Consider the following 22,703-nt stretch of genomic DNA (forward strand, 5'->3'; position numbering starts at 1 on the left):
CTTTGCACTCCACCAAAAAGAAAGGACATTTCCGATGAAATTAGATATACTGGCTATAGCAGCACATCCTGATGATGTGGAGCTGGCCTGTGCAGGTACCCTGATGGTACACGCGGCACAGGGTATGAAGGTAGGCGTACTGGACCTGACCAGGGGGGAACTTGGTACCCGTGGCACTCCTGAGATCAGGGCAGCGGAAGCAGCCGCTGCGGCAGAAGTGATGGGATTGGCAGTAAGGGATAACCTCGGCCTGAATGATGGCTTTTTTCGTAACGACACGGAAGAGCAAATGAAACTAATTGCAGCAATTCGTAAGTACCAACCTGAAATTGTACTGGCGAATGCTTTCGAGGACAGGCATCCTGATCATGGCAGGGCTGCCCGCCTGATCGCAGATAGTTGTTTTCTGGCCGGCCTGAGAAGGGTTGAAACATTTGACAACGGACAACCACAGGCGGCATGGCGCCCGAAACAGGTGTTCCATTTTATGCAGGATACCTATGAGAAGCCCGATTTTGTGGTAGATACAAGTGCGGTGATTGAGCGTAAGAAGGAAGCGATTAAGTGTTATAAGACCCAATTCCTGGGGCAGGCATCAGATAAAGAACCACAGACATATATCTCGTCTTCAGCATTTTTCGATAGTGTGATCAACCGTGATGTGACACTGGGGAAGATAGTAGGAGTGGCGCATGCGGAAGGGTTTAGAACAGCTAAGTTACTGGGAATCAGTAGCTTTAAGGACATTATTAATAATGTTACATGATGTCTGTGGACATTTAACAACATCACTAGCAACGATTTGTGACTTTTAGGAAATACAATGGTTGACCTGGCTCCGTGCAAGTCCAACGTAAAGTCATGTATGCGTCGTATATGAAGCATGTATACGTCATGTATAAAGCGTACTTTGAACTTGTGGGAAGGTGATGGACGTTATTTCGTCAATTCCCGGTGAAGGTTACGATATGTAGTGGAAAGAAGTATCAGGATTAACACAAACAGGTAAAGCCCGGCCTTTGGCTGGGCTTATATATTTACAACCTTGTAATTGAGATAGAGGGCATTGGTATGAGCAATAAGGCGCCATCTTCTCCGGGGAGAAGGCCGTAATTACAGGACATGGCACCATCGTGCGCGTTAACCATTAGATGAACAGGTCTTGTGTAGCGTCAAATTCATCATTTTTGCCCAGACTGTTTTTAATTAACGGGATGAGTGCAATGCCGATCGTAAAGATTACCAAGAGTACGTTTTTCAGTTTCATAGCCTGTCGTTTTATTATTTATTGTTAAAATTTGGGTACTATATAATAACTAAATAACGTGCCAAATTGTTCCGTTTGGCTGAGATTTATGTTAAGATTGTATTAATGCGCAACTTTTTTATGTGGGAAAGACGGCGATCGCAGAGTGGCAGCAGTTTTTAGGCATATATAGAGATTTTCAATGTCATGCATTTGAAAATCTATTTGATAAATAATGAATAGAGGCGCAAATTTGCACCCGAAATAACCAACAGGACCTAATAATGTTCAGGTGAATGTATCCGCCGGAGGCGGGTTTAATATGTAAACAGGGGGATATCATGTGAAGGATATCACGTAAACAGGATTAACGTAAATAAATCATATAAGCTCAATGAAGAATGTGACATTATCTCTGGGATCAAAGTTCCCCGAGTTCAAGAAGACCGCTGTAGTTTCAATCGAAAAGGGTAAAGAATTTTATGAACTGTCTTCCGAAGAACTGAAAGGTTCCGGAAAATGGATGGTGATGTTCTGGTGGCCAAAGGACTTTACGTTCGTTTGTCCTACTGAGATCGCTGAATTCAACAAACACTACCAGGATTTCGTTGACCGCGACGCTATCCTGATCGGTGCATCAACTGATTCTGAGTTTGTGCATGCTGCATGGAGAAGAGATCACGACGATCTGCGTGGTCTGCAGTTCCCGATGCTGGCAGATACTTCCAAATCTCTGGCAGAAGACCTGGGTATCCTGGAAGCTAACGAAAAGATCGCTTACCGCGCTACATTCATCGTTGATCCGGAGGGTATCGTACGTTGGGTTTCCCTGTACGACCTGAACGTAGGCCGTAGTGTGAAAGAAGTACTGCGCGTACTGGATGCTCTGCAAACAGATGAACTGTGCCCTTGCAACTGGGAAAAAGGCGAAGCTACCCTGTCTAACAAAGGCTAATTAATTTATAAGGTCCATAGTCAATGTCCCTTGCAGGGTCCGGCTATGGACTTTTTATTTCTACTAGATATTTAGAAAAATAATATTATGTTCGCAACTTCAAATACAGATACGGCAGTGCAGTTGTTGCAGGCAGTAGGACTGACAGAAGCTCATCTCTCTGATCGCCTGCGTACCCTGGCTAATACAGATGCCCGTTATCTGAAAGATCTTAAAATAAACGTAACCAATTCATTATCAGCACCAACATTGACCAAAAAGGAAGCATACTTGTTGGGACTGTCGGTAGCTGCTAATGAGAAACATGCTGAGCTGCAGGCCGCCTTTGAAAAGCTGGCTACTCAGGAAGGAGCAACCGATAAGGAGATCGCTGAGATCTACAGCTGTACTTCCCTGATGAACGCCAACAACGTTTACTACCGTTTCCGTCACTTTGTAAATAAGGAGTTCTACACTGCTACACCTGCAGGTATCCGTATGAGCATTATGGCGAACCCGGTTTTAGGGAAGGAATTCTTCGAGCTGGTAAGCCTGGTGGTATCTGCCCTGAATGGTTGCGAAATGTGCGTTACTTCCCATGAAGAAGCGCTGTTGAAACACGGAACTTCGCAACAACGTGTGCTGGAAGGAGTTAGGTTAGGAGCAGTATTGAGAAGTTTAGTTGTACTTTTGTAAGCTTAGAAATGCCATAAATGACGCCCTGTTGTAAAATAGATCGCTGATTTTATGTTTTTTTTAAATGTGGATATCTTAATATCTGGCCTTTTGTAAAGCAAGTTATTTAATGATATTCAATCAGTTAAGGAGTGTGATCTGTAATTTACATTTACACATTCCATTATTGTTAATAAAATCGGATTGTAATTATTTGCAAAATCAATAAAAAAGAGCGACTTTTGCAATCCAAAATTTTTCTATCATGGCAAGAGTATGTCAGGTGACAGGAAAGAAGCCGATCACGGGTCACCATGTTTCCTTCTCTAATATTAAGACAAAGAGAAGATTTCTGCCTAACCTGCAGAAAAAGCGTTTCTTCCTGGCGGAAGAGGATCGCTGGATTTCTTTGAAAGTATCTGCTGATGGTTTAAGGACCATCAACAAGAATGGTTTGTATGCAGTAGTAAAGGACTTGCGTGCAGCTGGACAGAACATCTAATTGTAAGCATTCAACTTAATTTGTATACAAAATGGCAAAAAAAGGCAACAGGGTGCAAGTGATACTGGAATGTACAGAACATAAAACTTCTGGCCAACCAGGTACTTCTCGCTACATCAGCACCAAGAATAAGAAGAACACTCCAGAACGTCTGGAGCTGAAAAAGTACAACCCTATCCTGAGGAAGGTTACTGTACACAAAGAAATTAAGTAATTGATCGTTAATCGTTGAGTGTTAATCGTTAGCATGTTAGTGCATTCCTTCGCGATTAGCAATTAACAGGATGACTTTTAACTATTCACTTTAACTTTTAACTAGAAATATTATGGCAAAAGCAGCCTCCAAGAACGCGAAAGTAAAAGATGCCAAGGCAGCCGCGGAATCTAAAATGTGGACTAAAGTGATCAGAGCGGTACGTTCTCCGAAAACCGGCGCATACACTTTCAAAGAAGCAATTGTGCACAAGGATAAGATCCAGGAGCACATGAACCAGAAGTAATTCGGCTTTACCAATTATACTATAAAAGCTGTCCGTTATCAGGACAGCTTTTTGTGTTCTCTCAAATATGGTAACCCGTCAAGTATTTTCTGTAACTTAACGCCTTAACAATCGACTACCGTCAATTAAGATGTCCTGTTGACGTTGGACTGTCGGCCGCAAAAGAATAACCATGAGTTTTTTCAACAAGCTATTTTCAAGGGAGAAGAAGGAAAGCCTGGATCAGGGATTACAGAAGACCAAAGAGAGTTTCCTCTCTAAAATAGGCAGGGCTATCGCCGGAAAGGCCAGTGTTGACACAGAAGTACTGGACAACCTGGAAGAAGCGCTGGTATCTGCCGACGTTGGAGTGGACACTACCGTACAGATCATAGACAGAATAGAAAAGCGCGTAGCGAAAGATAAGTACCTCGGCACGGGCGAATTGAACAAGATCCTGCAGGAAGAGATCGCAGGATTACTGGTAGATGCTCCGGACAGCGGTTTCCGCGATTTTGAGACCCCGGAAGGCAAAAAGCCGTACGTAATTATGGTGGTCGGTGTGAACGGCGTAGGTAAAACAACCACGATCGGTAAACTGGCCTATAACTATAAAAAAGCAGGTAAGAATGTGCTGTTAGGTGCGGCAGATACCTTCAGAGCTGCTGCCGTAGACCAGCTCACCATCTGGAGTGACAGGGTAGGCGTGCCTATCGTGAAACAGCAAATGGGTTCAGACCCCGGCGCCGTTGCCTTTGATACCGTGCAGAGCGGAGCAGCTAAAAATGCGGATGTCATCATCATCGATACAGCTGGCCGTCTTCATAATAAAGCCCATCTCATGGATGAGCTGAGCAAGATCAAACGCGTCATGAAAAAAGTGATACCAGATGCACCTCATGAAGTGCTGCTGGTATTGGACGGTTCTACCGGTCAGAATGCGCTGGAACAGGCACGGCACTTCACCGCAGCAACCGAAGTAACAGCATTGGCTATTACTAAGCTGGATGGTACCGCGAAAGGTGGCGTCGTATTAGCCATCGCCAATCAGTTCAAAATACCGGTAAAATATATTGGCATCGGTGAAAAGATGGAAGATCTGCAGGTATTTAGTAAAGAAGAATTTGTAGACTCTTTATTCAGCATAAATAGCTGATATTGAAACAAGTAGCGATAGCTACCTGTCAAATAACAAGAGAGACCGAAAGGTCTCTTTTTTTGTTAATACCGGCGCCGGAATGGTGGTACCATTATAAGCATAAGGTCGCAAAGATGAGAGCGGAAAGGTTGTTAACACAGAATTCGCAATTAGGGAATTGACAATTCGCAATTTAATGTTACCTTTGCAATTCTTTAGTTAAAATAACCCCCACTTAGGCTCATAGTCACATAACAGTAAGTCTCGCTGTTCTCTTCGGTTCGTGTCTGGATGTCTTCGTGGCGGTAAGCAAACGGGTAAGACCAGTTTGCCAGATAAAAATATTCGCGCTTGAAGACAAAAACTTTAAAGAAAGATAAGGTTAATATTATTACGCTTGGCTGTTCCAAGAATATGGTTGATTCTGAGGTTCTCAGCGGTCAACTACTGGCTAACGAAATCGATGTGGTGCATGAAAACAGCAAAAAAGACCATAACATCGTTGTTGTAAATACCTGCGGTTTTATCGACAAAGCCAAGGAAGAGTCCATTAATACCATATTAGAACAGGTTGAATTAAAGAACCGTGGCCGCCTGGAAAAGGTGTATGTTACCGGTTGCCTGAGTGAACGCTACCGTGGAGATCTGGAATCGGAGATCCCCGGCGTTGACGCCTGGTTTGGTACAATGGAACTGCCGCTTATTCTTAAGAAATTCGATGCCGACTATAAAGCGGAGTTGATCGGTGAACGTCTACTGGCCACTCCCACGCATTATGCTTACCTGAAAATAGCCGAAGGGTGTAACCGTACCTGCTCATTCTGCGCTATCCCGCTGATGAGAGGAGGGCACGTATCAAGACCTATCGAGCAGCTGGTAGCAGAAGCGGAAAAGCTGGTTAACTCCGGCGTAAAAGAAATCATGCTGATCGCACAGGAACTGACCTATTATGGTCTTGACCTGTACAAACAGCGCCGCCTCGCCGACCTGTTAAGGGCGCTGGCTAATGTAAAAGGACTGGAATGGATCCGCTTACATTATGCCTACCCACACAAGTTCCCGATGGAAGTGCTGGATGTAATGAATGAATTCCCGAATATCTGTAACTATATTGATATGCCGTTGCAACATGCGGCAGACAATATGCTGAAATCCATGAAACGCCAGATCACACGTGCGGAAATGGAGGAACTCGTTACTGCTATCCGTGAAAAGGTACCCGGTATCTGTCTGCGTACCACACTGATCACCGGTTACCCGGGCGAGACGCTGGAAGACGTAGAAGAACTCAAAACTTTCCTTGAAAAAATGCGCTTTGACAGGGTTGGCGTATTTACGTATAGCCACGAGGAAGGCACCAGCGCATACGACCTGGAAGATAATATCCCCGCTGAAGAGAAAGAACGCAGGGCACAGGATATTATGGAAGTACAGCAGGAAATTTCCCTCGAGAAAAATCAGGAAAAAGTTGGCAAGGTATTCCGTGTAATCGTAGACAAAAAAGAATCAGGCCGTTACCTGGCACGTACAGAGTTCGACTCTGTTGAAGTGGATAATGAAGTGATCATTAACACCAGCAAACGCCTGAAACCCGGAGACTTTGTTAATGTCAGGATCACCAAGGCATACGATTATGACCTTGAAGGAGAACTGGTGTAAACAGACCAGTGATGTCCATTGTGTTGACCGGACCATATAATAATTTAAAAAAGCAATCAGTTCAGTAGGACTGATATAGTATACCACGGCTCCCGACGGAGCCTGATCAAAGCAAATCAATGACTACATTTGAAACTTTAGGCTTACAAGAGCCAATTTTGAAGGGAATCCAGGATCTCGGATTCATCGCACCTACGCCGATACAGGAAAAAGCTATTCCGGTGTTATTAGGGGGCGACAGAGACTTCGTAGGTTTGGCCCAGACGGGCACAGGTAAGACGGCAGCATTCGGCCTGCCGCTGTTACAGCAGATAGATATTAAACAACGTCACCCACAGGGACTGATCCTGTGTCCTACACGTGAGTTATGTTTACAGATCACCAATGACCTGAAGAATTTCAGCAAGCACCTGGGTGATGTAAGCATCGTAGCCGTGTATGGTGGTTCCAGCATCGTGCAGCAGCTGCGCGATCTGAAAAGAGGTGTGCACATCGTTGTTGCTACCCCCGGCCGTTTGCTCGATATCATCGAAAGAAAGGCGGTAAACTTTACTAATGTACGTTATGCAGTACTGGACGAGGCAGATGAAATGCTGAACATGGGTTTCCAGGAAGACATCAATAATATATTATCCAATACTCCTGACGAGAAAACTACCTGGTTGTTCTCTGCTACCATGCCGCAAGAGGTTCGCCGTATTGCGCAGAAATACATGACAGATCCTTTCGAACTGACTGTAGGTAACAAGAACAGCGGTAACGCTAATATCGAGCACGAATATTATGTTGTACGCCCGCGTGAAAAATACGCAGCGCTGAAACGTATCGTGGATTTCAACCCTGAAATATTCGGTATCATCTTTACCCGTACCAAGATAGAATCACAGGAAATTGCAGAATCACTTATCCGTGACGGTTATAACGCAGATGCTCTCCACGGTGATCTGACACAGCAACAGCGTGATAAGGTAATGAAACGTTTCCGTGAGAAATCATTGCAGGTGCTGGTGGCTACGGATGTTGCCGCCCGTGGTATCGACGTTGACAACGTAACACACGTTATCAACTATGAACTGCCTGATGATGTAGAGAACTACACACACCGTAGTGGTCGTACCGCACGTGCCGGTAAATCCGGTGTATCCATCGCTATCATCAGCGGCCGCGATATCGGAAAGATCCGCCAGATCGAAAGAGTGATCGGAAAGAAATTTACTAAAGTAGATGTTCCGGATGGTTTCGCAGTATGTGAAAAACAGCTGTTCGGACTGGTACATAAAGTACACAACGTAGTAGTAAACGAAGAACAGATCGAACCATACCTGGAGCGCATATTCGAAGAGTTTGCATCCATGAGCAAGGAAGAGATCATCAAACGTTTTGCTTCCCTCGAGTTCAACCAGTTCCTGGAATACTACCAGGATGCACCTGACCTGAACGTGAAGGAAGAAAGAAGATCTCTGGATGGTACCGGTGATCGCAGAAGCAACAACGGTAAATTTACCCGCCTGTTCATCAACCTGGGTTCTGTAGATGACTTTACCCGTGGTGACATGTTACGCTACCTGTGCGATACCAGCGGCGTGCGTGGTAACAAGATCGGCCGCATCGACCTGAAGGGTGTTTATTCATTCTTCGAAGTGGAAAACGATGTGGTAGCGAAATTCCAGGAAGTATTCAAGAAAGCGGAATACAATGGCCGTAGCGTACGTATCGAAATGTCACAGGATGGCGATAAACGCCGTTCCGGTGGTGGCAGTGGCCGTCCTCCACGTGAAGGCGGCAGCAGCGGCAGAAGATGGGAAGGCAGCGGTAGCGGTACCGGTCGTCCCGGCTTTAAAAAGAGATATTAATTGCTGAACGGTGGCAGACGATAGTTTGCAAGCCGGCCAGCTCAAATACTAAGTCCACAGATGGTAGTCATTCGAATGCTTGACTATCGTCTGTGGACTTTTCTTTTAATGTTACCGCATCTTTAAATGGTCTGAAACTTGCTTGTTTCAGTAGAGCATGCGGGACAAATGTCGAAAATTAGATTATATTGTTACCCTTAGCGCACCCTTATTATGACGACAGAAAAAAAGCCGAAACTACAGGCCGTAGTACCGTTTTCCTTGTTCTCCGCCCGGGATATAGAGCTTTTCCAGGAAGGAAAACACCCGCACCTGTACGAGAAATTCGGTGCACATGCGGTAGAGTATGAAGGTGTGAAAGGAACCTATTTTGCAGTATGGGCCCCGAATGCTGCCTTCATATCTGTGATCGGCGATTTCAACGACTGGGACCACTATAGTCACACTTTGTACCCCAGATGGGACAAGTCCGGTATATGGGAAGGCTTTGTGCCACACGTTAAAAAAGGTACCCTCTATAAATATTTTATCCGTTCCAACTCAGGTGAGGAGCTTCGCAAAGGAGACCCTTATGCTAACTATTGGGAGTTACGTCCGAAAACGGCTTCAGTAACCTGGCAGCTGGACTATAAATGGAAAGACAAACGCTGGATGGAGAGCCGTAAGGCCCACAACAGCCTGGAAAGCCCGTTCACGGTTTACGAAGTGCACCTGGGTTCCTGGCGCCGTCCTGATAAACATAACCATGAAGTATTTTATACTTATGCGGAGATAGCCGAAAAGCTGGTGCCTTACGTGAAGGAAATGGGCTTTACACACGTAGAGCTGATGCCGGTAATGGAACATCCTTTCGATGGCTCCTGGGGCTATCAGGGAACGGGTTATTATGCACCTACGTCAAGATATGGCTCCCCGCAGGATTTTATGGCTTTTGTAGATGCATTTCACCATGCAGGTATTGGGGTGATACTGGACTGGGTACCATCCCATTTTCCGTACGATTCACATGGCCTGTACAGGTTTGATGGCTCACATACCTACGAATATGCGGATATGCGCAAAGGCTATCATCCTGATTGGAACAGTTATATTTTCAACTATGCAAGGAATGAAGTGCGTTCCTTCCTGTTAAGTAATGCGGTTTTCTGGCTGGATAAATTCCATGTGGATGGGCTGCGTGTAGATGCTGTGGCCTCTATGATCCACCTGAACTATTCCCGCGAAACAGGCGCCTGGGAGCCTAATGAGCATGGGGGAGAAGAGAACCTGGAGGCGATCTCTTTCCTGAAGCATATGAATGAAACGATCTACCGCTTGTTCCCCGACGTACAGACTATTGCAGAAGAATCAACTTCCTTCTATGGCGTATCTAAGCCGGTCTATATGGGAGGACTGGGTTTTGGAATGAAATGGATGATGGGCTGGATGAATGATACGCTGGCCTATTTCAAACGGGACCCATATCATCGTAAGTGGCACCAGGACCAGCTGACGTTCAGCATTGCCTATGCCTTTACGGAGAATTTCATGCTGCCGTTGAGCCATGATGAAGTAGTACACGGGAAATCACCGATGCTTTATAAGATGCCGGGCGATGATTGGCAGAAGTTAGCTAACCTCCGCCTGATGTATAGTTACATGTTCACACATCCGGGAACGAAGTTGCTGTTCATGGGCAATGAGATCGGTCAGACGACTGAGTGGAACTTTAAATCGGAGCTGGACTGGCACTTGCTGGAACATATCTCTCACCAGGGATTGCAGCAGTTCGTTAAAGAACTGAATCATCTGTACCGGTCCGAGCCTGCGCTTTATATCAAACAGTTTGACTATTATGGCTTCGAATGGGTGAACGTATCCGATTACGAAAATAGCGTACTGGCTTACCTCCGTAAAGGTTATAAACCGGAAGAAGATGTCCTGGTAGTACTAAATATGACGCCGGTTGCAAGGGAAGATTATGCCCTCGGAATAGAAGGTGGCGGCAAATGGCAGGAGATCCTTAATAGCGACGATAGCCGTTTCTTTGGTAGCGGTGTAGTCAATACCGGCATCCTGATAGCGCAGGAAGGATCTTTCCACGGAAAAAGCCATGCATTACATCTGCGCATACCTCCACTGGGTGCAAGTATTCTAAAAAGACAGTAACAAGGGATGTAAATGGTTAATAGAGTAGATTGAGTAGACATATAAGAGTTTTTCCATCTGTGTTAAACTTTTGTTTATTTTTACCATCTAAATACAGCCTTTACTCAGAGAAGTAATATCCATCTGAAGCGGGCGTATTATTAACCATAAACCATCTTTACATGAAGACCTATCTCCGAACTACCGGATGGGGGCTAGCCGCGCTTATACTGCTGGCTTTTGCCTTCCATGCCTGCCAGAAGGACAATTCCACGTCCATGTCACCTGGTGCAGGGCAACAAAGATTAAGTATTTATTTCGCCGACAATCCTGGGTACTTTGACAATGTATTCCTGGACATCCGTAAAGTGGAAGTACTGGTTGATACCTGTACCACTACTGACGATGACGGCAACTGGGGGGATGATTATCACCGCTGCTGGTGGTGGGAAGACCGCCGTGATGACAAGGATACCTGCCAGGTGTGGGATTCTTTGGGCATCCGTGCCGGCGTGTATGATGTATTGTCCCTTCGTAACGGTACCGATACCTTACTGGGAGACGGCATTGTGCCTGAAGGTAAGGTAAAGAAGATCAGGATCACCCTGGGCGACAACAACTACCTGGTGAAAGACAGCACGAACTATCCGCTGAAATCTCCTTCCGGCCAGGTACGTATCGTGATCCAGGTACGTCACAGCGAATGGGAGGAATTCTCTGACGACAATTTCCGCCTGTGGCTTGATTTTGACGTAGACCGTTCTATTATCCAGACCCGCCAGGGACAGTTCATTCTGCGCCCTGTGATCCACGTGTTCACGTTGAAACAGACCGGCAGCATTTCCGGCAAGGTTACGCCATGGAATGCCTACCCTGTTATTACCGTGTACAACGATCAGGATACATCCTATGCATTACCCTGGAAAGATGGGCAATATAAGCTGAGAGGACTAAAAGCAGGTACATACAATTTGTTTGTAAATGCTTCCAATGGTTATAAGGATACGACCATCACAGGTATTACTGTGAGCAGAGGTGAGAATACGAAAGTAGAAGGAATTAAGTTGAATAAATAAGACTAAAGGTTTAAGCAAAAAGACGACTATTAAGTACCGGCGCAACTTTGTTGTGCCGGTTTTTTTTTATGCCTACTTTTGAGGAAATTATTCCTATGAGAAAAGTGAGTGTATTTTTATTCCTACAGTTCATGATACTGGCCGCTTTCGCCCAAATGCCCCAGATAAGAGAGAACAAAGTAGATGGGCAGCAGCGCAAACAAGGTGAATGGCAGGAAGAGATGCCTGAAGTTCGCGGAGAACCGGGTTATACCTGGGAGGGTACTTATGTCGATAACCTGAAGGAGGGCGTGTGGAAGAAATTCGCATTGTCCGGGGCTATCATTGCAGAAGAGACCTATAAACATGGCCAGTTGCACGGTTATAGCCGTTACTTTTATCCCAACGGACTGGTAAGTGCAGAAGGTTCTTTTGTAGCGAGTGGTATTAGCGGCGAAACAGACAATTTCAGGATAATAGATCCTATCACAGGAGAAGAACGTTTTGAGGAAGTAAAAAGGGATGGCAGCTCTCAAAGAAACGGCATGTGGAAGGTGTATGACGAAGAGGGTAAGATGATGAAAGAATATTACAGAAGAGGAGAGCCCATCACAGAAGAGGAATTCGGGAAGGCACAGGCAAAACCGGCAGCACCTAAACCGGCAACACCGCCGCCACCTCCATCATCACTGCCACATCAGAAGAAGAAAGGAAAATCTTAATATTTCCAACGGAAGCTTTATAGAGAAAAACCTACCCGCCGTTAGCGGATCAACTGTTGCAAGGTCTCATTAAAGAAAAATCTTCAGGCTCCCTGGTCTATGGCCAGGGAGCTTTTATTTTAAGCCGCGTTCTTTTTCCTGCTCACAGATCCATTCCAGCGCGGATCGGTTAAAAATGGCCTGCTATCGAACCAGAATAGCCATAAGAGGGTCACTACTGTAGCTACGATAGAGCCTGCAGTAACATCTTCCAGGAAGTGTTGGCTCATATACATGCGGGAATAAGCTACGAGGATGGCAAGGAGCAGGTATAGATAACCGAAGGCCTTCCTGGGCGTAATGTAGGTTAGCACGACAGCCAGCGTGAAGGCACATACGGTATGGCCGGATGGGAAGCTTAAATTGTTTGACAATACTTCTACATCCGGGACATAGTAGATCGGACGTGTGTGACCGGCAAAATAGAGGCTGGGACGTGGCGCATTAAACAGGTTCTTTAGCGGCACGTTAATGAGTGTAGTTAATATTAAGCTGGAGGCCATCAAAATGCTGCTGCGATAACTTACGAATAGCAGGAGCAAACAGGCTACAACTGCGGAGATTGAACTGCCGAATTCAGTCATAAAAGGAAAGAAAACATCTCCGGCAGGGAAATGAAGTCCGTTAATGAAAAAGTAGACGTCTTCTTTGGTATAGCATATCCTGGCTACCAGTATTGAGATGAGTAAAATAATATAAGGGATCAGAAAAGGATATAGTTGCCGGGTGTTAGCAGTTAATCTTTGCAAGGATGCTTGTTTTAACGATTAAAGTATCCAACAAATATAAAAAAAGGAACGCATGGTATACATCAAACTAATGTATGCCAGGCATTCCTTTTTAAGGAAACAGAATGTGGGTAGCTTTTACACCGACGAATTGGAATTATCCTTCTTCCTTTTGTTGTGAGCAGCTTCACCACCTTTTTTACCTATTTCGGCCATGTGCTGCCTGTTTCTGCTGACAGCTACTCCACCTTTACGTCCGGCCTCCCGGGCTTCAGCAGAGTTAAATTCGTGAGCAACACCCTGAGCATGAGCTGCGCGACCTCCCTTACTGGCTATAGCGCGTTGCATCGCTGCATCCATGGATGCGAAACCACGTTTATCTTTGCGGTTTGTAGTACTCTTTTCTTCGGATGATGTTGATTGTTTGTTCTCTGCATGTGCGCCTGATTCTCTTGATCCTTGCTCCTGACTATCCCTTTCCAGTTTTTCCTGTTCTTGTGTGAAGTGATTGCTTTGTTCTGCAGCCATAAGAATGAATTTTGAAAGGTTAAAAAATGGGTTCCATTTAACGGAGGAAATAGAAACGATTCGTTAGAGTAGGCACAACTATTATGCCGCGTATGCCAAAAACGTTGTATAACCCATTGTATAACAGCTTTAGCGAAGGGGAATTCTCACAAAAAAGATAAAGATCGTGGAGTAGTGTTAACAAACTGTAGCATGAGAACGACACTAATTAAGTAACAACAAAAGTGAATGAGATGTTAAGAAATGAGATTATCAATCGTCAATAAATCATTTTGTAACTCCGCATTAACACAACTCATCCGTTCACGATTTTTTGACTCGTTCATTTTGTTCATTTTGCCTGAACAGCCTTTGGAGGCTTTGTGTATCAGTTATAACATATTAATTTTGGATAACTCTAAAGTTGGCATAGGTTATGAAAAGGCACTAAGATCTCAATCTAATGTGCCCTTTTTTTTATGTAGGGTTTAAAACTACAAATCCCAAATTCTTTACGGAATTTGGGATTTATAATCAGTAACTGTCTTAGAAAGGTATACTACCTGATAACGATATTGTCAAACTTCCTGTCTACAACAATATTCACCACGTTGCCTATAAAGTTAGCAGGAGTAAGCTTTACAGCCTTACCATCCAATACATATTCTTTCGCTTTGAACGGCAAGCCATGTACGTGTATGTTATGTTTCCTGTAAGCTGCATTATATTGTCCGAAGTATTTTTTACGCAGTGCGAAGAAATGTTTTTCTGATGTTTGTTTAAATCTGATATCGTTGTACTGACCATTCTTATAACCATAATGATCACCGGCATCTTCATACAGAAAACTACTTGTTTGTTCTGTAGAATAATAAACCTGCAAGATCATCTCTTCTGTGTTACGTTCTTCTACATGTTGGATCTTCGGATAGTTCGGGATTACTGCACCTGCTTTTACGAAGAGCGGTATTTCATCCAGCGGAGTTGCAACCTTAACTACCTGTCCGCCGGTGTACACATGGTCATTCCAGTAATAGTACCATTGTCCTTCCGGCAGGTACACCTCTTTCTCTTTCATACCTGGCTCGGACACATGACTGATCAGCAGGGAGTCGCCCAGCATAAATTCATGTGAGCGATCGTAGGTTTGTTTATCGTGCTGGGCGACAAATGCCAGTGGGCGTATCATTGGTGTGCCCCAGCGGCTGTATTGCCAGAAAGTAGTATAGAGATAGGGCAGGAGGTGATAACGCAGCTGAATGAATTTCTTAGCTACAGCTTCATATTCTGTACCGAAGCTCCAGGGTTCCTGGTTGAAGCCTGTTTCATTGCTGGCAGAGTGTGTGCGCATCAGCGGATGGAACACGGCCAGCTGGATCCAGCGCACGTATAGTTCGCCGTCAGGTTCGCCGATAAATCCGCCGATATCACTTCCTGCAAAGGAGATCCCGGAAACAGAGAGACGCTGACATTGTATGGACGCCAGTGACAGGTGGTCCCAGCTGGACACGTTATCGCCCGTCCAGAAAGACGTCCACCGTTGTGCACCTGCATAGCAGGAGCGGGATATTACGAACGGCCTGTTAGGCATCAGGAACTTCCTCATACCGGCCGCCGTCGCTTTACTCATGAGGTGTCCGTACACATTGTGCGCCTTACGGTGGCTCACTGCTTCTCCATCATAGTCGTGACGTACGTCTTCCGGGAAGGTACCCATTTCAAATACCGCTGGTTCGTTCATGTCGTTCCACACGCCTCTGACACCTACGTCCACCAGCCCTTTGAAAAGACTAGCCCACCATTTACGTACTTCAGGATTGGTATAATCGGGGAACACACATTTACCTGGCCATACATCACCTTCCATGAGCGCACCGTCCTGTCTTTTACAGAAATAGTTGTTCTGGATACCCTGTTTATAGATATCGTATTCAGGATCAACTTTAATACCGGGATCGATGATCACTACTACCTTGAAACCCTGTGCCGCCAGTTCTTTGATAAGTCCTGCAGGTTCAGGGAATCCTTCCTTGCTCCATGTAAAACAACGGAAACCTTCCATATAGTCGATGTCCAGGTGGATCACGTCGCAAGGGATCTCGCGTTTACGGAACTCTGCCGCAATTTCTTTTACTCTTTTGTCAGGGTAGTAGCTCCAGCGGCACTGCTGGTATCCCAGTGCCCATAAAGGAGGCAATTCTGCCGTTCCTGTAATGCTGGTGTATCCTTCTGCCACCTTTAGTAATTCAGGGCCGTAAATGAAGTAATAGGTCATTTCTCCGCCTCTTGCCCAGAAGCTTGTTACATTCTCTCTTTCTTTACCGAAATCGAAGATGGTGCGGAAGGTATTATCGAAGAATATTCCATAGGCTTTACCACGGTGTAAACCATAATAGAAGGGAATATTCCTGTATAGCGGATCGGTGTCTTTCTGGAAACCATAGGCATCAGTGCCAAAGTTTTCCAAACGTTTGCCATAGAGGTTGAGATCGGTTGGTTTATCACCCATTCCATAGAAGCATTCATCTTCCTGGATCTGCTTGCTGCAGTATATGATCTTACCACCTTTCTGTAAATAATATTGCCAGTGAAAACCCAGCTCATCCTGGTTGATAATATCGCCTTCGATATCAGTGATCGTAAGGCGCATATCATCCCTTGAAATGTAGATACGTAAGGCTTCTGTATATATTTCGAAATTCTCTTCGAACTCACGCAGTCCGAAGTTAACCGGAGATTCTTCAAGCCGGTCGCTTACAGCGTAAGAGAAGTCCCTTTGAAAGTTACCGTCAGCTGCATAACGGAAGCGAACGATTTTATCTGAAACGATCCTTACTTCCAGTATGGTTTCTGTTGTATAAAAATAGAAGTAGTTCCCTTCTTTTTTCCACTCTTTAATTATATCCGGATAATGTTTGGCCGAATACTTACCCGATGAGGTTGTTACTTGCATAATTCGCTTTTAAATTTCGTGAATCAGATGTTCCCGTTCATTACAGCTGTATTACTGTGTGAACACCTTGATTCCCATTCCCTGTCGGCGTCCAAATTAGACAAAAATATTGTTTTAACATTGTTTTACGATGGACACTGTTTACGTGTTGTTTACCAGTAAAATTAACACATTCGCTAAAATACCTATGTAACATATTCGTGTATATGTTATCTTGAGAATTAAATAATGTACTTTTTGCTTTAACCTATTTTTCTCCGGGGGTGCTTTCGCAGCACCCCTTTTATATAGCCTGCAGTTATAACTTAAATGCACCAAAGCTTGCCAGTTTTTTGCTACCTGCCAGCCATATTCTTTTGCCATCGGGAGTTACACCTGCCACATGATATCCTTGCTTGCTGATCTTATACCAGTGGAGCCCGCCATCTTCTGATATGTCGGTCCCTGATGTTCCTGTTGCAACATATGTATCGTGTCCGATATATTGGACGCAGGAGCGATAACCACGGGGAGGTGTGACAACAGGTTTCCAGCTGCGGCCGCCATCTTGTGTAATAAGACAATTGCCTGTTGTGAGTGTGTCTTTAGTATAATCGCCGCCTACTGCTACACCATGTTTTTTGTCGGCAAAAGCAACAGAGAATGCGCCGGTTCCAGGACTACCATGTGTAAAGTTCCATTCCACCGGCGTCCATTGTTTCCACCCACTGATGAAACGGCTGCTAGTACCGCCGGTGATGAAACAGGCTTGTCCGCCAGGCATAACACGTACGCTGGTACCGCTGGCGGCAAAAATAGCCTCGCCTTCTTTGGCAATAGGTGAAGCATCCACAGGGTCCTGCTGCCAGGTATTGCCGCTGTCATTTGTACGGATAACGGTAAACCTTCCGTTGATAGGATCGCCGATGGCAATACCTTCGCGGGCGTTCCTGAAGGCCATCCCGTCAAAGAAAACACCTTTGGTATGGTCGGTGTACACTTCTTTCCAGGAAACGCCGCCATCTATAGTTAACATCAGATGTGCCGGTTCTCCTGCATTTAACAGTAGTGCCCGCTTATCACTGAAAGCTACCAGAGAACGCCAGTCGCAGGTATCATACCCTGGTACCGTGATCCATTCCCAGTGTGCGCCGTAATCAGTAGTACGGCCTACTTTGCCTTCCGTACCTGAAAGCCAGATAACACCGTTATCGAGAACGCTCATTCCACGTATACTTTTGATATGAGGGGCCTCATGTTCATGCAAACTGTGTCCGGCCTGGCCAGATGCCTGGAAAAAGATCAGGGAAAAAAATAAGGCTAAAAAGGGCATTTTGTTGTGTGAAACCTTGACTATGGCAGATGTAGTTTTTCCAGGCATGTTGTTTTCTGGTTTTAATGGGATGTATTGCGGGAAGAAAAATACAAAATCATTAGAAAGTGTGCGGCAGATTTATATATTTGCAAGCACTGCGTTATAGTTGAACTCAGTATTTTATAACCTCTATTACTTAAAAAGCATAGCAATCGCGGGCGCAGATGACGAGGACCTTATTAATTTTTTTCCTGTGTACCTTATCCGTATCTGTGTTGAACGCACAGGATAAGCCCTACATTTTCGATTCTTATGGCGTAAACGAAGGCTTATCCCAGAACTCGGTATACGATATCCTTGAAGATAATCAGGGGTTTATGTGGATCGCTACACACGATGGCATCAACAGGTTCGACGGGTATGGGTTCAATGAATACAGGTTCAATCCAAGTTTACAGGAACGTGCCGGTCAGGGAAAGGGAAGCCTGGTGATCCGGAACAATAACGGGGGACGTGCATTGATTAACCGCTTTGCCCTGAAAGGGTACAAAGGGTATTCCTTATACCGCAACCGGCGGCATCAGCTGGTGCTGACGCATAACTATGGCATCAGCGTTTACGACGAGTATAAGAACTCCTTTGAAACTGTACTGGAAGACACTACTTACGAGAACAACGGCGAACGCGACAGCGGTAATAAATTCAGAATACTGGGAGAAGATTCCGTCGCACACAATCTGTGGGTGTGGCGGCCTACCAAAGGATTATATGTGCTGGACGATTCAACCTACGCCAAGAAGAAAGTAATACTCTATCCGAAGGCGATGTTACAGAAGGGAATAGCAGCCAACGCTGTTTTCAAAGACGGTAACACCATCTGGATGAATTTCGAACCGGGCGAGTTGCTGGCCATGAACACACAGAACATGCGCCTTACCACTTATTGTTTGCCCGGCATTACCTCACACACCGTACTCCGCAACCTCAATAGCGACTCTCTGATCATCGCAAGTAAAGGACATCTGATCATCTTCAATAAAAAACTGAATAAATATAGCGATCTGTCATTCGATCAGCGTGACCCTAAAGATGCGAATTTCGTTCCTCTGTGTCTTGAGCTGGATCTGAACGGCAATATCTGGATCGGTGGAACTGACGGTGTGATGATCTACAATGTGAAACGAAATGAGATCGTAAATCGTATTGTTTCCTTCAATGGATCAGAAAGCCGTTCATGGAATGTAGTGACCTATCTGTACAGAGATGCAGCCGACAATATGTGGGTAGGCACCGACGGCGATGGCATCAAAAAATATTCTCCCAATAAAAAAGTTTTTAACCTTTATCGTTCTCCTGCCACTACGCATAATATGGTGAGGGCAGTATATAAACATGATGATGGTAAATTGTATGTGGGACTGCTGAACGACGGACTGGATATTTATGAGAAAGGAGGAAAGTTCCTGGAGCGTATTCCTGGTGAAGGCAGGCAGAACATCTTTCCTGCGAAGAATCTGAATGCTATTTGCAGAGAAGATTTTGAACACTTGTGGTTCCACTTTTCTGAAATGCATATCGGTCTGTTTAATGTGCGCACACGCAAGTTTGAAGATCTGACAAAATATGTGAACGCTATAGGCTTGCCTCCGCAGGAAGACATTTATCCTTTCCTGTTTAAGCGGACCAATGGCGAAGTGTACTTCAATTATGGAAGATATCTGCTGCAAATAGTGCCGGGAGATCGGGGAGGATATAAGGTGGACATCGTACATGAATTTCCGGATGAAATACTAACCACCTATTACGAAGATCTGTTGGGAAATAAATACGTCGGCACCAAGGTCGCTGCATATGTAAAGAAGATCGGCAGTACCCGTTGGGAGATCATCACTTTGCCGCCTGGCACAATTGTAAAATCAATTGCAAAAAGAGCTGGTAAAGAACTGATGCTGGCTACCTCAAAGGGGCTGTTCGTATTAGGTGAAGATAACCTGCGTAAAAAGCATTACAATAGCTATGATTATCCTGCACTGATCAACGATTATTTGTATGGTGTACTGCTGGATGAAAAAGACAGGATATGGGTAAGTCATAACAAAGGATTGTCGCAGATCAATCCAGGTAATGATGAGATCACAACGTACAATTACGAAGATGGTCTGCAATCAAATGAGTTCAATACAGGCGCATTTTTCAAGTCTGTGGACGGAGAGCTTTTCTTTGGCGGGATACGCGGTTCAAACGGTTTTTATCCGAAGGATTTCAGGAATAATCCGTCAAAGCCGAAAGTGGTGATCATGCGTATGGAAGTATTGGATAAACCATATGAATCCGATACGGCATTGTCACTGCTTCGCAGAATTGAATTGCCTTATAATCACAATACGATCGCAATTGAATTTGTGCCGCTGGAATATACCAATCCGCTTAAGAACAAAGTACAGTACAAACTGGACGGGGCGGATGAAGATTGGGTGCAGGCCGGAGCATTCAGAATGGCGCGTTACACGAACCTGCGGCCAGGAACCTACACATTCAATGTGCGTGCGTCTAATAACGATGACATCTGGAACTCAACACCAACTTCACTCGAAATAACTATACGGATACCTTTCTGGCAGTCGCTGTGGTTCAGGTTCCTGTTGTTACTACTACTATTGGGAGTAGCATATTACTTTTCAACATTGTATCTTGACTACAAGATCCGTCATGAGAAATTGAAGCTGGAGAAAGAGCAGGCGGTAGACCAGGAGCGTGCGAGGATCTCCAGTGATATGCATGATGACCTGGGATCGGGGCTGTCCACGATACGTTTGTTAAGTGAGATCGCGAAGCGAAAAATAACGGACACGTCGCAGACGAAGGAGCTGGAACGTATATCAGAAGCTGCAGGTGAGCTGGTGGACAAAATGAGCGAGATCATCTGGGCAATGAATTCATCGAATGATTCGCTGGAGAACCTCATAGCTTACATGCGAAGTTTTGCGGCCGACTTCCTGGAACATGCACATATCACGCACCAGTTCTATATTCCGGAATCTATCCCCAATATTAAACTAAGTGGCGGTACCCGGCGTAATATATACCTCGCTGTAAAAGAATCATTACACAATGTGGTTAAACATGCACAGGCCTCTGAGGTAGTAATACAAATAGAGATGCATAAGAACATGACGATTATGATAAAAGATAATGGCAAAGGCTTTGATCAGGAAAAAGTAAGGTTGTTCGGAAACGGTCTAAAGAACATCCAGAAGCGAATGCAGGCCGTAGGGGGACATGCTGATATTACGTCGCATCACGGTACGATAGTTTTGTTAGATATCCCATTAATTTAGTCTAGATTTGTAAGTAACATAAAATATCGTATTACGTTGACCTCTCTCTAAACAAACAACTGATATAATGACTGTATACTCGAAAAAGAAATCTCAGGATAACATGGATATTATTTCTGTGGCGATTGTAGAAGACAACCATGATATCCGTACAGCCATGGAATTATTGATCAATGGCTCGGATGGGTATGCTTGTATAGGGGCGTTCAACAACGGTGAAACTGCAGTAGAGCAGATCCCTAACCTGTTGCCCAATGTGGTGTTAATGGATTTTAATCTTCCCGGAGGTATGAACGGGATCGAGTGTATTGCCCGGTTGAAGGGGGAGTACCCGGATATGCATTTTATGATGTTGACTGTGTATGAGGATGATGATAAAATATTCCAGGCGCTGGAAGCAGGCGCCAGCGGCTATATTTTGAAGAAAACACCGCCTAGTGAGTTGCTGGGGGCCATTCGCGACTTGCATGAGGGAGGTTCTCCTATGAGCTCACAGATAGCACGCAGGGTAGTAGCATATTTCCAGAAGCAGGCGAAACCTAATCCTGCACTGGAGGCATTGACTTCCAGGGAGAAAGAGATCCTGGACCAGCTGTCGAAAGGGTTTTTGTACAAAGAGATAGCGAGCAATTTGTTTATCAGTATTGAAACGGTGCGCCGCCATGTGCACAATATCTATGAGAAGCTGCACGTGAGAAGCCGGACTGATGCCGTAAATAAATATTACAACAGGTAATCAACCAGTTAAGTCATTAATAGCAAAGGGCGCAAAGATCATCTTTGCGCCCTTTATAATGTTTAGTACTGAGTAGATTACATCTGTTCATTGTTTGTCCCTAGTTTCCCCAGCGCTTTGCGCACAAAATGCGCAGCAAGGACCATTGAGGCAATCAGTAAACAGGCCAATTTAAATAATAGACCAGCTTTCATAGGTAAAGTCTTATTAAGAAATAACTGAATGTTGTTATCTCATCATCTGCCAGGAATTGAATCTTTCCAGCAATCTGATGAATTTGTTGCTTAAGCGGTTCATGGAGCGCTGCTCTTTTTTAACCATATAAGTAATGAGGAGCGCAATGGTAAGCACTGATAACAGTGTGATAAAGAATGTAGTTTTCATAGATTAGGACTGAGGTTTGTTTTCAAAAAGACGACTAGTTGTAAATATAAAATATTTGATTATATAAATCGCATTTTCTGAATAACTTTTGTGAATAAATTTTTCAGCCTCTTTGTACAATATTTTGAAGAAATTATATTTGTTTTATCCTGGTGAACCGGAAAACCATGCCTGGACTAAAAATCTCCTTTGGCAGCGCCCTCAAATAATTGTTATCCATTTATTTAAGCATAGTGTATAACTAATACTTGGGATGATACGCTGAAACCTGTATTTTTGCCAGCAACCGGATTTTGCTAAAAGTTTTAGTAAATTTGCCTTTCCGGAAAAAATG

Annotated in this window: 19 protein-coding genes; 14 read left to right on the forward strand and 5 right to left on the reverse strand. The window is 44.6% G+C overall.

What is annotated here, in order from left to right; all coding sequences use genetic code 11:
- Positions 1-34 precede the first annotated feature (34 nt).
- The 12 genes from bshB1 to C7475_RS16630 all read left to right on the forward strand — a co-directional run bounded on the left by bshB1 (position 35) and on the right by C7475_RS16630 (position 12,390).
- Entirely contained in the window at positions 35-766 is a 732-nt protein-coding gene (gene bshB1 / locus C7475_RS16575; protein ID WP_110054495.1) for a bacillithiol biosynthesis deacetylase BshB1, read from the forward strand.
- Between the two features lie 874 nt (positions 767-1,640).
- Positions 1,641-2,201 carry a peroxiredoxin gene (locus C7475_RS16580; protein ID WP_110054496.1) on the forward strand — a complete coding sequence of 187 codons (561 nt, stop codon included), beginning with the start codon at positions 1,641-1,643 and terminating at the stop codon, positions 2,199-2,201.
- Positions 2,202-2,288: 87 nt separating this feature from the next.
- Positions 2,289-2,876 (forward strand): carboxymuconolactone decarboxylase family protein, encoded by a 588-nt coding sequence (locus C7475_RS16585; RefSeq protein ID WP_110054497.1) that lies wholly within the window; start codon positions 2,289-2,291, stop codon positions 2,874-2,876.
- A gap of 244 nt (positions 2,877-3,120) precedes the next feature.
- A complete protein-coding gene (gene rpmB / locus C7475_RS16590) occupies positions 3,121-3,357 on the forward strand; it encodes a 50S ribosomal protein L28 (RefSeq protein ID WP_089836001.1) in 237 nt (78 codons plus the stop codon).
- Between the two features lie 31 nt (positions 3,358-3,388).
- Entirely contained in the window at positions 3,389-3,571 is a 183-nt protein-coding gene (gene rpmG, locus C7475_RS16595; protein ID WP_012790733.1) for a 50S ribosomal protein L33, read from the forward strand.
- A gap of 112 nt (positions 3,572-3,683) precedes the next feature.
- On the forward strand, positions 3,684-3,857 hold the full coding sequence (locus tag C7475_RS16600) for a DUF4295 domain-containing protein (protein WP_110054498.1): 174 nt from the start codon (positions 3,684-3,686) through the stop codon (positions 3,855-3,857).
- Positions 3,858-4,029: 172 nt separating this feature from the next.
- The gene (gene ftsY / locus C7475_RS16605; RefSeq protein WP_110054499.1) at positions 4,030-4,992 is read left to right on the forward strand and encodes a signal recognition particle-docking protein FtsY; all 963 of its coding nucleotides are present in this window, start codon (positions 4,030-4,032) and stop codon (positions 4,990-4,992) included.
- A gap of 333 nt (positions 4,993-5,325) precedes the next feature.
- Positions 5,326-6,633 (forward strand): 30S ribosomal protein S12 methylthiotransferase RimO, encoded by a 1,308-nt coding sequence (gene rimO / locus C7475_RS16610; RefSeq protein ID WP_110054500.1) that lies wholly within the window; start codon positions 5,326-5,328, stop codon positions 6,631-6,633.
- A gap of 119 nt (positions 6,634-6,752) precedes the next feature.
- Positions 6,753-8,486 carry a DEAD/DEAH box helicase gene (locus C7475_RS16615; RefSeq protein WP_110054501.1) on the forward strand — a complete coding sequence of 578 codons (1,734 nt, stop codon included), beginning with the start codon at positions 6,753-6,755 and terminating at the stop codon, positions 8,484-8,486.
- A gap of 213 nt (positions 8,487-8,699) precedes the next feature.
- A complete protein-coding gene (gene glgB / locus C7475_RS16620) occupies positions 8,700-10,634 on the forward strand; it encodes a 1,4-alpha-glucan branching protein GlgB (protein WP_110054502.1) in 1,935 nt (644 codons plus the stop codon).
- A gap of 161 nt (positions 10,635-10,795) precedes the next feature.
- Positions 10,796-11,689, forward strand: coding sequence for a DUF4382 domain-containing protein (locus C7475_RS16625; protein WP_110054503.1), 894 nt, complete (start codon positions 10,796-10,798; stop codon positions 11,687-11,689).
- A gap of 95 nt (positions 11,690-11,784) precedes the next feature.
- Entirely contained in the window at positions 11,785-12,390 is a 606-nt protein-coding gene (locus C7475_RS16630; protein WP_158286521.1) for a toxin-antitoxin system YwqK family antitoxin, read from the forward strand.
- A 119-nt stretch (positions 12,391-12,509) separates the two neighbouring features.
- On the opposite strand, the gene C7475_RS16635 is transcribed toward C7475_RS16630, so the two are convergent.
- From C7475_RS16635 to C7475_RS16650, 4 genes are all read right to left on the reverse strand, one after another.
- Positions 12,510-13,178, reverse strand: a complete 669-nt coding sequence (locus C7475_RS16635; RefSeq protein ID WP_110054505.1) for a phosphatase PAP2 family protein — start codon at positions 13,176-13,178, stop codon at positions 12,510-12,512.
- Positions 13,179-13,295: 117 nt separating this feature from the next.
- Positions 13,296-13,685, reverse strand: a complete 390-nt coding sequence (locus C7475_RS16640) for a KGG domain-containing protein (protein WP_110054506.1) — start codon at positions 13,683-13,685, stop codon at positions 13,296-13,298.
- Between the two features lie 538 nt (positions 13,686-14,223).
- Positions 14,224-16,617, reverse strand: a complete 2,394-nt coding sequence (locus C7475_RS16645) for a glycoside hydrolase family 31 protein (RefSeq protein ID WP_110054507.1) — start codon at positions 16,615-16,617, stop codon at positions 14,224-14,226.
- 298 nt (positions 16,618-16,915) lie between these two features.
- On the reverse strand, positions 16,916-17,821 hold the full coding sequence (locus tag C7475_RS16650; RefSeq protein ID WP_146217572.1) for an oxidoreductase: 906 nt from the start codon (positions 17,819-17,821) through the stop codon (positions 16,916-16,918).
- Positions 17,822-18,135: 314 nt separating this feature from the next.
- Here C7475_RS16650 and C7475_RS16655 point away from each other — a divergent pair, with 314 nt between their 5' ends.
- Together C7475_RS16655 and C7475_RS16660 are read left to right on the forward strand one after the other, a co-directional pair.
- Positions 18,136-21,249 (forward strand): triple tyrosine motif-containing protein, encoded by a 3,114-nt coding sequence (locus C7475_RS16655; protein ID WP_110054509.1) that lies wholly within the window; start codon positions 18,136-18,138, stop codon positions 21,247-21,249.
- A gap of 103 nt (positions 21,250-21,352) precedes the next feature.
- Entirely contained in the window at positions 21,353-21,985 is a 633-nt protein-coding gene (locus C7475_RS16660) for a response regulator (RefSeq protein WP_233259880.1), read from the forward strand.
- Between the two features lie 228 nt (positions 21,986-22,213).
- On the opposite strand, the gene C7475_RS33005 is transcribed toward C7475_RS16660, so the two are convergent.
- Positions 22,214-22,369: a hypothetical protein gene (locus C7475_RS33005; protein ID WP_158286522.1), complete on the reverse strand. Its 156-nt coding sequence runs from the start codon at positions 22,367-22,369 to the stop codon at positions 22,214-22,216.
- Positions 22,370-22,703 lie beyond the last annotated feature (334 nt).

It is taken from the genome of Chitinophaga sp. S165, from assembly GCF_003182155.1.
Taxonomy (GTDB): Bacteria; Bacteroidota; Bacteroidia; order Chitinophagales; family Chitinophagaceae; genus Chitinophaga.